Raw genomic sequence first — 11,834 nt, forward strand, 5'->3', positions numbered from 1 at the left:
ATCACCATGCCCTGCCCGAAAGCGCGCGTCGCCTGCAGCGACCCGCAGCTGGCCCAGCACCTGCGCCGCCTGCTTGGCGACTGCGAGGTGATAGAGGAGCCCCACCACTGCAGCCAGGCACCGCTGTGCCGCTGGCTGGACGAGGCCCCCCTGGGCCCTGGCGGCCAGGTACAGGCCGCTCTGGCAGAAGCCGTGGCCACACTGGAGCGCACCCGCCACGCCTTCCGCTCGCGCGAGCTGGGTCAGCTGCGCCAGCGCCTGGAACAACTCTTGATCGAATTGTCAGCAACGCCGGATTGAGGTAGAACAGCCTCCAGCAAGGTTTCGCCGCATCGGCGAAGACCGGCTTTGCCGGGCAGGACGAACGGGCCTGCAAGACGAAGCGCCGCGACGTCGCATTCAACCGAATGCGCCGTGCGGCGCTTTTTTTGTGCCCGCAGAAAACAACAATGCAAGAAGGGTTCTCATGGATTCAGCGCAAGTACTGCGCCAGTTGATGCGCCGCATCGGCCTCGACCGCGAGGAAGTCGACGAGCGCTGCCGCCTGCTCGACTGGCAGGCCAGCGATGGCGTGCGGCTGAACCAGGCCGCCCCCGCCATGGACGATGTGCACCAGCAGTTCGTCGAGCAGCTCTACCAGCATCTCGGGACCTTTCCCGGGCCGGCCGGCCTGCTTGCCGCCGATCAGGTGCTCACACGCCTCAAGCACAGCCAGCTCGACTACTACCAGCGCCTGTGGCACGGCCCCTACGACCGCGACTACCTGACCGGACGCCTGCATGTCGGCCTGATCCACCAGCGCGCCGGGGTCGAGCCCAAGTGGTACCTGGCCGCGTACCGCCTGTACCTGGAACAGATGAGCCATGCGCTGTTCGCCGCGCATCCGCAGCAAGCGCTGTTCGCCAGCCTGCTCAAGGCGGTGTTCTTCGACATGACGCTGGCCATCGACACCTACGGTGCCGCCCAGCGCCAGGCCCTGGAAGACAGCGAGGCACGCTTTGCCCGCGCCCTGCGCGGCGCCCACGACGGCCTCTGGGACTGGCACCTGGAACACGACCGGCTGTACGTCTCGGAGCGGTGGGCCGGCATGCTCGGCCTCAGCCGCGACGGCCTCGGCGAGAGCAGTGCGGCCTGGTTCTCACGCGTGCACCCGGACGACCTGCCGGGCCTGCGCCAGGCCATCGACACCCACCTGGCCGGCAGCACTGCGCAGTTGCACCATGAATACCGCCTGCGTCGCCAGGACGGTGGCTACCTCTGGGTGCTGGCCCGCGGCGTGGCCGAGCGCGACCACGAGGGCCAGCGGCGCATGGCCGGCTCACAGAGCGACGTCAGCGCGCGCAAGGCGGTGGAACAGCAGCTGCGCCACGCCGCACGCCATGATCCGCTGACCGGCCTGGCCAACCGTCTGCGCCTGGACGAGCTGCTGCAGCAGGCCCTGCAGCAGCTCGGCAAGCACGGCGCGCGCGAGGCGGCGCTGTTGTTCATCGACCTCGACCGCTTCAAGCTGATCAACGACAGCCTCGGCCACCAGGCCGGCGACCGCGTGCTGGTGGAAGTCGGCCGGCGCCTGCAGCAGTGCCTGCGCCCCGGCGACCATCTGGCACGCTTCGGCGGCGACGAGTTCGTCGTACTGCTCACCGACCTGGCCTGCGGCAGCGACGCCGAGCAGGTGGCCCAGCGCATGCTCGATGCCCTGCACCAGCCGCTGCATCTGGGTGAGCAGACCCTGGTGGTCAGCGCCAGCATCGGCATCGCCGCGCTGCCGGCGCGCACCGCGCCCGAGCAGGCGCTACAGGCCGCCGACCTGGCGCTGTACCGCGCCAAGCAGGCCGGCAAGGCGCAGTTCGCCCGCTACAGCCAGGAGCTGCAGGCCGCCGCACGGCGCCAGTTGGAGCTGGAAAGCGCGCTGGGCCAGGCCCTGGAGCGCGACGAGTTCGTGCTGCACTACCAGCCGATCTGCCGCATCGACCAAGGCCAGCCGCGCCTGGTCGGGGTCGAGGCGCTGCTGCGCTGGCGGCACGCTGGCCGACTGATCGCACCACAGGAGTTCATCGCCTCGCTGGAAGAGTCCGGCGAGATCCTGCGTGTCGGGGACTGGGTGCTGCGCGAGGCCTGCCGCCAGGTGCGCACCTGGCAGCGGGCCGGGCACAGCCAGTTGCGCTGCGCGGTCAACCTGTCCAGCCGCCAGCTGCAGCAGGAAGACTTCGTCGCCCGCCTCACCGACATCCTCATGGACAGCGGCCTGGCGCCGTCCAGCCTGGTGCTGGAAATCACCGAGAGCCAGCTGATGCAGGACTGCACCAGCACCCTGATCGCCCTGCGCGAGCTGGGCAGCCTGGGCGTGCGCCTGGCCCTGGACGACTTCGGCACCGGCTATTCCTCGCTGGGCTATCTCAAGCGCTTTCCGCTGCACATCCTCAAGGTCGACAAAAGCTTCATCGGCGGCGCCGACGCCGAGTCGCATGCCATCAGCCGGGCCATCATCGGCCTCGGCCGCAGCCTCGGCCTGGAGGTGGTGGCCGAGGGCGTGGAGCGCGACGAGCACCTCGACTTCCTGCAGCACGAGAGCTGCAGCCTGGCCCAGGGCTACTGGTTCAGCCGGCCCCGCCCGGCCGCTGAGCTGCAGCGCCTGCTGGCCGGCGAAGATTGCTTCGAAGGACTCTGGTGCCTGCTGCCGGAGACATCCGCTCGCCAACCCTGCCGAGACCCCCAAACATGAAGATCAATCTGCCGGTCAGCCAGCGCGAGGTCCCGGTGGGCCCGCGCGCCAACATCCTCTCGACCACCGACCTGAAGGGTGTGATCACCTACGTCAACCCGGACTTCATTGCCATCAGCGGCTTTGAGGAGGGCGAGCTGCTCGGCCGCAGCCATAACCTGGTGCGCCATCCCGACATGCCGCCGGCGGCCTTCGCCGACCTGTGGCGCACGCTCAAGGCCGGGCGCTCATGGATGGGCCTGGTAAAGAACCGCTGCAAGAACGGCGATCACTACTGGGTCAGCGCCTTCGCCACCCCGGTGATCCGCGACGGCGCGGTGGTGGAGTACCAGTCCGTGCGCAGCCAGGCCGACGCGCAGCGGGTGGCCCGCGCCGAGCCGCTGTATGCCGAGCTGAGCGCCGGCCGCACGCCACGCGTGCTGCGCCGGCCACGCCTGGACAGCGCCAGCAGCCTGGCCCTGCTGGTGGGCGCAGCACCGCTCGGCGCAGCACTGTTGCTCGGGCTGGCCGGCGCGCTGCCGCTGCTGCCGGCCCTGGGCGGCGGCGCGCTGTTTGGCGCCGGCCTGGCCGCCCTGGTGCGCTGGCGCCTGCAGCCGCTGGTGGCGCTGAGCCGCGAGGCCCGGCGCATCGCCGACAACCCGCTGAGCCAGTGGGTGTACTGCGGGCGCAACGACAGCTTCGGGCAGATCGCCTTCGCCCTGCATAGCCTGGAGGCGGAATCGGGCGCCATGGTCGGGCGCATCGCCGACTCGGCGCGCCAGCTCAACGAGGATGTCGGCGAACTGGCAGCGGCGGTGGACTGCAGCCGCGGTGCCAGCGTGCAGCAGCAGCGCGAGACCGAGCAGGTGGCCAGCGCGGTGGAGCAACTGGCCGCCAGCGTGCAGGAGGTGGCGCGCCATGCCCAGCTCAGCGCCAGCGCCGCCGCCGAGGCCAACCAGGCCACCGACAGCGGCCTGCGCCAGGTGGAACAGACCCGTCGGCAGATCGCCGCGCTGGCCGAGGAGGTGGTGCAGGGCAACCAGGTGATCCAGCGCCTGCAGGCGCACAGCCAGGAGATCGACCAGGTCATCGAGGTGATCCACGGCATCGCCGAGCAGACCAACCTGCTCGCGCTCAACGCCGCCATCGAGGCGGCGCGCGCCGGCGAGGCGGGCCGCGGCTTCGCCGTGGTGGCCGACGAGGTGCGCGGGCTGGCCAGCCGCACCCAGCAGTCCACCGCGCAGATCCAGGCCATCATCGAGCGCCTGCAGCAGGGCACCATGGCGGCGGTAGCTGCCATGCAGCGCAGCCAGGCGCAGGCCGAGGGCAGCGTCGACAACGCCCTGCAGGCGGCCGAGGCGCTGAGCGGGATCAACCTGCAGGTGGAGGCCATCAGCGGCATGAGCCTGCAGATCGCCACCGCGGTGGAGGAGCAGAGCGCGGTAGGCGAGGACATCCAGCGCAACCTCGACGGCATCCGCGAGGCCGGGCAGAGCACGGTGGCCGCCAGCGGCCGCAGCCGCCACAGCGCCGAGCACGTGGCCAGCCTGGTCGAGCGCCTGCAACTGCTCGCCGAGCAGTTTCGCGGCAATGCACAACGGGGCTGAACCGGGCATCGCCGCGCCCGCTGGCGATCTACACTGACAACAAACGGGAGGGCGCCGGGAAACCGCACCTAGAAGAAGAGCGAGCCACGAGGCTGCGCCATGCTCACCCTGCTCAACCTGCTGTCTGCCATCGCCCTGCTGGTATGGGGCACCCACATCGTGCGCACCGGCATCCTGCGCGTGTACGGCTCGCAGCTGCGGCGCATCCTCAGCCACAGCGTGGCCCGCCGCCCACAGGCATTCGCCGCCGGTATCGGCGTCACTGCCCTGGTGCAGAGCAGCAACGCCACCGCCCTGCTGGTCACGTCCTTCGTCGCCCAGGGCCTGATGGCGCTGCCACCGGCACTGGCCATCATGCTCGGTGCCGATGTCGGCACGGCGCTGATGGCGCGGGTGCTGACCCTCGACCTGGCCTGGCTGTCGCCGCTGCTGATCTGCGCCGGGGTAGTGCTGTTCCTCTCGCGCAAGCAGAGCCGCGCCGGGCAGATCGGTCGCATAGCCATCGGCCTCGGCCTGCTCCTGCTGGCCCTGCAACTGATCGTCGAGGCGGCGCGACCGATCGCCGAATCCAACAGCATCGAGGCGCTGTTCGCCTCGCTGACCGGCGACCTGCTCCTGGACGCCCTGGTCGGCGCGCTGTTCGCCATCCTCACCTACTCCAGCCTGGCCGCCGTGCTGCTCACCGCGACGTTGGCCGGCAGCGGCATGATCAGCCTGCCGGTGGCCATCGGCCTGGTCATCGGCGCGAATGTCGGCAGCGGCGTGCTGGCCCTGCTGAGCAGCAGCATGCAGTCCGCCGCCGGGCGCCGGGTAGCCCTCGGCAGCCTGCTGTACAAGCTGCTCGGCCTGCTGCTGGTGCTGCCTCTGGTTGAGCCGCTGGTGCACTGGATGAGCGGGCTGGGCTGGTCGGCGGCCAACCTGGTGATCACCTTCCACCTCGCCTACAACAGCCTGCGCTGCCTGCTGATGCTGCCCAGCGTGGGGCTGATGGCGCGCCTGTGCAGCCTGCTGCTGCCCGAACGGGTGCAGGACAACGGCGTGGCCAAGCCGCGCCACCTCGACCGCGCGGCGCTGGACACACCGAGCCTGGCGCTGGCCAACGCGGTGCGCGAGACCCTGCGCATCGGCGATCTGGTGGAGCAGATGCTCGCCCACCTGCTGGAGGTACTGCGCGCCGACTCGACCGAGGCCGCGCAGCAGGTGCGCAAACTCGACGATGACGTCGACGCCCTGTACGGCGCGGTCAAGCTGTACCTGGCGCAGATGCCGCGCGACTACCTGCCGGCCCACGACAGCCGGCGCTGGGCCGAGATCATCGAGCTGGCGGTGAACCTGGAGCACGCCGGTGACCTGATCGAGCAGATGGCCGGCAAGCTGGACAGCCACAAGCGCGCCCGCCACCACTTCTCCAGCGACGGCCTGGCCGAACTGACCACCCTGCACGGCCTGCTCGCCGGCAACCTGCGCCTGGGCCTCAACGTGTTCCTCAACGGCAACCGCGACAACGCCCGCCGCCTGCTGGAGGAGAAGCAGCACTTCCGCCAGGAGGAACGCCGCCTGGCCCATGCCCATGTCGACCGCCTGGCCCAGCAGGTGGTGCAGAGCATCGAGACCAGCGCCCTGCACCTGGAGCTGATCGCCGACATGAAGCGCCTCAACTCGCTGTTCTGCAGCAGCGCCTACGCCCAGCTGGAGGCGCTGGCGCCAGTGCCCGGCGACCCGCAGACACAGCGTTGAGACGCGGCCTGACGGCACGCGGGGTGGCTGGTATCCTGCCGCCCCTGCCGTCACCACCTCGCGCTCCCCGATGCCGCACTGGAAACCCCATCTGCTCCGCCTGCTCGCCCTGCTGCAACGCTACCCCGGGCTGATCGCTGCCTTCGGCTTCTGCTCCGGCGTGGCCAGCTTCATCCTGGTCGATCGTCAGGCCGGGGTGGGCAAGGTGATCGCCGTGCTGATGCTGCTGAGCTGGGCCTGGCTGCTGCTCGAGGGCCTGCTGACCCGCAGCGCGGCGCGCTGGCTGGGCATCGAGGTGCCGCCCTTGCTGCTGCGCTACCTGACCCAGCTGATCCACCAGGAAAGCCTGTTCTTCGCCCTGCCGTTCTTCTTCGTCACCACCGCCTGGAACAGCGGCCAGGCGCTGTTCACCGGCCTGCTCGGCGCCGCCGCACTACTCGCCATCACCGACCCGCTGTACTACAAGTGGCTGGCCGCGCGGCGCTGGCTGTACCTGAGCTTCCACACCCTGGCGCTGTTTGCCGTACTGCTGGTGGCGCTACCGCTGATCGTCCACCTGACCACCGCCGAGAGCTATCGCCTGGCCCTCGGCGTGGCCCTGGTGGTGGCGCTGCCCAGCCTCGGCAGCAGCCTGCGCATCCAGCGCTGGTGGCGCTGGCCGGTGCTGGTCGGCCTGCTCCTGGCGCTCGGCCTGGGCGCCTGGCTGGCGCGGCCCTGGGTGCCGCCCGCGACCCTGTGGCTGACCCAGGTGGCGGTCACCGCCGAGCTGCAGCAGCGCAACCCCGGCCGCAGCCTGGAGCAGGTCGAGGCTGCCCAGCTGCACCAGGCCGGGCTTTATGCCTACACCGCGATCAGCGCGCCACGCGGTCTCAACGAGCGTATCTACCACGTGTGGAAGCGCGACGGCGGGGAGATGGACCGCATCGCCCTGGACATCCACGGCGGGCGCAAGGCCGGCTACCGGGCCTGGACGCACAAGCGCAACTTCCCGGCGCAGGCCGCCGGCAACTGGCAGGTGCAGGTGGTCACCGAGGCCGGGCAGCAGATCGGCGTGCTGCGCTTCGTCGTGACCGACCAGGCCGGCCCTGTCCGCCCGTAGGTAATCCGGGTCAGAGTCGCCGGCCGGTCCCGGACTGCATCCAAGCCAAGCTCGCAGCAGCCCGGCAACCGCAGCCTAGAGACGGAAGCGCTGCACCATGCCGTTGAGGTCAGTGGCCAGGCGCGCCAGCTGGTCGCTGGCCACCGAGGTCTCGTGGGCGCCGGTGGCGTTCTGCGCGGCGATATCGCGAATGGCTACCAGGTTACGATCAACCTCGCGCGCCACCTGCGCCTGTTCCTCGGCGGCACTGGCGATCACCAGGTTCATCTCGTTGATCTGGCTGACCCGTTGCGCGATCTGCTCCAGCGCATTGTCCGCCTCGCTGGCCAGGGCGCTGCTACGGCTGGCGTAGGTGCTGCTCTCGCCCATGGCGTCCACCGACTCGCGACTGGCGCTCTGGATCGCGCTGATCATCCGTTCGATTTCCTGGGTCGAGCTCTGCGTGCGCTGCGCCAGGGCACGCACCTCGTCGGCGACCACGGCGAAGCCGCGGCCCTGGTCGCCGGCACGTGCCGCCTCGATGGCGGCATTCAGCGCCAGCAGGTTGGTCTGCTCGGCGATGGTGCGGATCACTTCCAGTACGCGGCCGATGGCGATGGCCTCCTCGGCCAGGCGGGTGATGGTGCCGGAGGTATTCTCCAGGCGCTGGCTGAGCTGGTCGATGGTGCTGCGCGTGGTGTTCACCTGCTGGCGCCCGGCCTCGGCGCTCTGCTCCGCCTCGCGCGAGGAGTCCGAGGTGAGGTTGGCGTTGCGCGCCACTTCGTCCACCGCGGCGGACATCTCGGTCACGGCGGTGGCGGCCATCTCGATCTCGTCGTTCTGCCGGGTGATGCCCTGGGACGAATCCTCGGTGACCGCATGCAGTTCCTCGGCGGCCGAGGCCAACTGGGTGGCGGCGCTCTGGATACCCTGCAGGGTGTCGCGCAGGCTCTCCTGCATCTGCTTGAAGGAAACCTGCACGGCGGTGATCTCGTCGCGACCGCTGCACTGCACCGGCTCACGCAGGTCGCCGGCGGCATTGCGCGCCACCACCTCGCGCAGCTCGGAGAGGCGCAGGTTGATGCCGCGGCTCATCGACCAGGCCTGCAAACCGCCGCCGATCAGCAGCAGCGCGAGCAGCCCGGCGACCAGGTTGAAGTTGCGCTGATACAGGGCCACGCCCGCCTGGTACTGGCGCTCGGACTCCTGCAGCTGAACCTCGATCAGCTTGGCGAACTGCTCGGACAGGGGGTCGATGTAGGGGTAAAGCTCCTTGGCGGTGAACGTTGCCAGGGCCTCATGGTCATCGGCCTGAAGTATGGCCTTGAGGCGCTGCAGGGGCTCCCTGGCCTTGCTCATCAGCGGTTCGATACGGGCGATCAGAAGCTTCTCTTCATCGATCAGGTGAGTCGCCAGGTAGGCCGTCCAGATCGACTGGATCCTCCGCTCTGCCTCGTCCACCTGCCGCGCGGCCTCGGCTGCGGGCATGCCGCCGTTACGCGCTTTGTGGCTGGCATCGACGATATTCACCGCATACAGGTCGGAAATCAGCTTGAGATCGCGCAGAGGCACCACGCGGTCCAGGTAAACGCTGTTGAGGCCGTCGAGCACGCCGCGCAGGCCGCTGAGGCCGGCGGCGCCGATGGCCAGGCTGCCCGCCATCATCAGGACGATGAGAGCGAACAGCCTTGCCCGAATGGTCCAGTTGTTCATGGTCGGTCACCCGCATGAGGACAGGCGTATGCCTTGCAGAAACATAGACCCATTCCGCCGGCAACGCGCGGCCGGCGTGGCGCGGCTGGCTAGGCGCGGCCGGCTGGGCGCTCACTCCTCCAGCGCGGCGGCCGGGCCGAAGAACTCGTAACGCGCCTGCGCCTCGGGTACCCCCAGCTCGCGCAAGTGGCGCTTGAGCATCGCCATGAAGGGCTTGGGGCCAAGGAAGTAGGCATCCAGATCGCGCTCGGCCGGCAGCCAGCGCTGCAGCAGCTCAAGGCTCAGGCGGCCATGGGCATCGGCGCCGTCGGCCGGGCGCGCCTGCTCCAGGCAGTAGAAGCGCTGCAGTTGCGGATGGGCGGCGGCCAACGCATCGACACGGGCGGCGAAGGCCTGCACCCCGGCATGCCGCGCGCAGTGGATGAAGCGGATCGGCCGACCGCTGGGCAGCGCCGCCTCCAGCATGGCCAGCAGCGGGGTGATGCCGACGCCGGCGCTGATCAGCACCAGCGGCTTGCGCGAGACACTCAGGGTGAAATCCCCGGCCGGGGCGAACAGCTCCAGTTCATCGCCCTCACGCACCTGCTCATGCAGATGGCTGGAGACCCGCCCGCCGGCCTCGCGCTTGACGCTGATGCGGTACTCGCGGCCGTTCGCAGCCTGCGACAGCGAGTAGTTGCGCCGCACCTCTTCGCCATCCAGGCACAGGCGCAGGCCGATGTACTGGCCGGGAATAAAATCGAGCAGGGCGCCGCCATCGGCAGGCTGCAGGTGGAAGGAGGTGATCTCCTCGCTCTCGCGCACCTTGCGCGCCACGCGGAAGGCCCGCCCGCCGCGCCAGCCACCCGGCGCCCGTTCGGTGGCGGCATAGACCTCCTCCTCGGCGCCGATCAGCAGGTCGGCCAGCTGGCCATAGGCCGCGGCCCAGGCGGCGATCACCGCGTCAGTCGCCACCTCGGCGCCAAGCACCTCACGGATGGCGCGCAGCAGGCAGCTGCCGACGATCGGGTAGTGCTCGGGGAGGATCTGCAGCGACACGTGCTTCTGCACGATCTGCCCGACCAGCGGGCCGAGCGCCTGCAGACGGTCGATATGCCGGGCGTACATCAGCACGCCGTTGGCCAGCGCGCGCGGCTGGTCGCCGCTGGCCTGGTGCGCCTGGTTGAACAGCGGGCGCACCTGCGGGTACTCGGCCAGCATGAGGCGGTAGAAATGGGTGGTCAGCGCCTCGCCGCCGGCCTCCAGCAGGGGCACCGTGGACTTGACGATGGCAATGTGTTCGTTGGACAACATAGTAGATCCTCTTGCACGCAGGGTTGTTCTCAACCTGATATGCCAGGAATCGTGCCAATATAATTTTTCATATAAATCAATGATTTAATTTATATATTGTCATGAAGACAGCATTTGTTCTGCTGTCGTAAAGACACATGGAGTCACAATGACAACCCATCCACTGCTGCAGGCCCTGCTACCGCTGGTCGACGATCTCAGCCGTGAGCTGGCTGAAGCGGAACGCTACCGACGCCTGCTCAGCGCCCTGCGCGCGCTGATCCCCTGCGATGCCACCGCGCTGCTGCGCCTGGAGGGCGAGCAGCTGGTGCCACTGGCGGTGGATGGCCTCAGCCCGGATACCCTCGGACGGCGCTTCGCCGTGGCCGAACACCCGCGCTTCGCCGCCCTGCTGGCCGAGCGACGACCGACCCGCTTCGCCGCCGACAGCCAGTTGCCCGACCCCTACGACGGCCTGGTCGAGGAACACGTCGGCCAGCTCGAAGTACACGACTGCCTGGGCTGCCCGCTGTACATCGACGAGCGTCCCTGGGGCCTGCTGACGCTGGACAGCCTGCGCCCCGGCAGCTTTGCGCAGAACGACCTGGACAACCTGGACGCCTTCGCCCGCCTGGCCGCCGCCTCGGTCAAGGCCAACGACCGCCTGCTCGGCCTGGCCCAACGCGCCGAGGCCGAGCGCCAGCTGGCCGCACGCTTTCGCGAAATGGTCGGGCAGGCTGGCGCCGCCGAACTGATAGGCCAGAGCGCCGCACACAAACGCCTGCTGACGGAGATCGACACCGTGGCCGGCAGCGACCTGACCGTGCTGATCACCGGCGAAACCGGCGTCGGCAAGGAGCTGGTGGCGCAGGCCATCCATGCTCGCTCGGCACGCGCCGGCAAACCGCTGGTCAGCATCAACTGCGCAGCCCTGCCGGACCAGCTGGTGGAAAGCGAACTGTTCGGCCATGTGCGCGGCGCCTTCACCGGCGCCAGTGGCGAGCGCAGCGGCAAGTTCGAGCTGGCCGACGGCGGCACCCTGCTGCTCGACGAAGTCGGTGAACTGCCGCTGGCGGTGCAGGCCAAGCTGTTGCGGGTGTTGCAGAGCGGCCAGTTGCAACGCCTGGGCTCGGACCGCGAGCACCGGGTGGATGTGCGCATCCTCGCCGCCACCAACCGCGACCTGGCCGAGGAAGTGCGCGCCGGGCGCTTCCGCGCCGACCTCTATCACCGCCTCAGCGTCTACCCCTTGCAGGTACCGCCGCTGCGCGAGCGCGGCCGTGATGCGTTGCTGCTGGCCGGGCACTTCCTCGAACAGAACCGTGCGCGCCTGCACCTGCGTGGCCTGCGCCTGAGCGCCGAGGCCCAGGCCGCAATGCTGGCGCACCACTGGCCGGGTAACGTGCGCGAACTGGAACACCTGCTCGGCCGGGCCGCGCTCAAGGCGCTGGCGCGGCAGGCGGAACGGCCGCGCATCCTCAGCCTGGAAGCCATCGATCTGGATCTGGGTGCACCCGCCGCGCTGCCGGCGGCGCCAGTCAACCCGCCGCCGACGGACGCCGGGGCGGCGATTGCGGATTTGCGCAGCGCGGTCGATGCCTACCAGCGCCAGCTGATCCTGGCGGCCCTGGCACGCCACCAGGACAACTGGGCCGCCGCCGCCCGCGAACTGGGCCTGGACCGCGCCAACCTGCACCGCCTGGCGGTGCGCCTGGGGCTCAAGTAG

At 69.6% G+C, this 11,834-nt stretch carries 8 protein-coding genes and 1 pseudogene; 7 read left to right on the plus strand and 2 right to left on the minus strand.

Features of this window, described 5'->3' with window-relative positions; translation table 11 throughout:
* Positions 1–6 precede the first annotated feature (6 nt).
* From ACOAPY_RS00240 to ACOAPY_RS00265, 6 genes and pseudogenes are all read left to right on the plus strand, one after another.
* The gene (locus ACOAPY_RS00240; RefSeq protein ID WP_076423408.1) at positions 7–300 is read left to right on the plus strand and encodes a hypothetical protein; all 294 of its coding nucleotides are present in this window, start codon (positions 7–9) and stop codon (positions 298–300) included.
* A gap of 166 nt (positions 301–466) precedes the next feature.
* Complete coding sequence (locus tag ACOAPY_RS00245) at positions 467–2,722, plus strand: putative bifunctional diguanylate cyclase/phosphodiesterase (RefSeq protein WP_465154603.1); 2,256 nt, start codon at positions 467–469, stop codon at positions 2,720–2,722.
* A pseudogene (locus ACOAPY_RS00250) lies at positions 2,719–3,048 on the plus strand (PAS domain-containing protein); the annotation flags it as partial. The gene ACOAPY_RS00245 and the pseudogene ACOAPY_RS00250, both read left to right, overlap by 4 nt.
* A gap of 138 nt (positions 3,049–3,186) precedes the next feature.
* Positions 3,187–4,308 (plus strand): methyl-accepting chemotaxis protein, encoded by a 1,122-nt coding sequence (locus ACOAPY_RS00255; RefSeq protein WP_465156888.1) that lies wholly within the window; start codon positions 3,187–3,189, stop codon positions 4,306–4,308.
* A 99-nt stretch (positions 4,309–4,407) separates the two neighbouring features.
* Positions 4,408–6,045 (plus strand): Na/Pi cotransporter family protein, encoded by a 1,638-nt coding sequence (locus ACOAPY_RS00260; protein ID WP_465154604.1) that lies wholly within the window; start codon positions 4,408–4,410, stop codon positions 6,043–6,045.
* 70 nt (positions 6,046–6,115) lie between these two features.
* On the plus strand, positions 6,116–7,144 hold the full coding sequence (locus tag ACOAPY_RS00265) for a DUF5924 family protein (RefSeq protein WP_465154605.1): 1,029 nt from the start codon (positions 6,116–6,118) through the stop codon (positions 7,142–7,144).
* Positions 7,145–7,219: 75 nt separating this feature from the next.
* On the opposite strand, the gene ACOAPY_RS00270 is transcribed toward ACOAPY_RS00265, so the two are convergent.
* Both ACOAPY_RS00270 and hmpA read right to left on the minus strand, forming a co-directional pair.
* Complete coding sequence (locus ACOAPY_RS00270; protein WP_465154606.1) at positions 7,220–8,836, minus strand: methyl-accepting chemotaxis protein; 1,617 nt, start codon at positions 8,834–8,836, stop codon at positions 7,220–7,222.
* A 111-nt stretch (positions 8,837–8,947) separates the two neighbouring features.
* Entirely contained in the window at positions 8,948–10,129 is a 1,182-nt protein-coding gene (hmpA, locus tag ACOAPY_RS00275) for an NO-inducible flavohemoprotein (RefSeq protein ID WP_465154607.1), read from the minus strand.
* Positions 10,130–10,277: 148 nt separating this feature from the next.
* Between hmpA and norR the strand changes: the two genes are divergently transcribed.
* Positions 10,278–11,834 carry a nitric oxide reductase transcriptional regulator NorR gene (gene norR / locus ACOAPY_RS00280; RefSeq protein ID WP_465154608.1) on the plus strand — a complete coding sequence of 519 codons (1,557 nt, stop codon included), beginning with the start codon at positions 10,278–10,280 and terminating at the stop codon, positions 11,832–11,834.

The sequence above is a fragment of the Pseudomonas stagnisoli genome, assembly GCF_048595745.1.
Classification (GTDB): Bacteria; Pseudomonadota; Gammaproteobacteria; order Pseudomonadales; family Pseudomonadaceae; genus Aquipseudomonas; species Aquipseudomonas alcaligenes_A.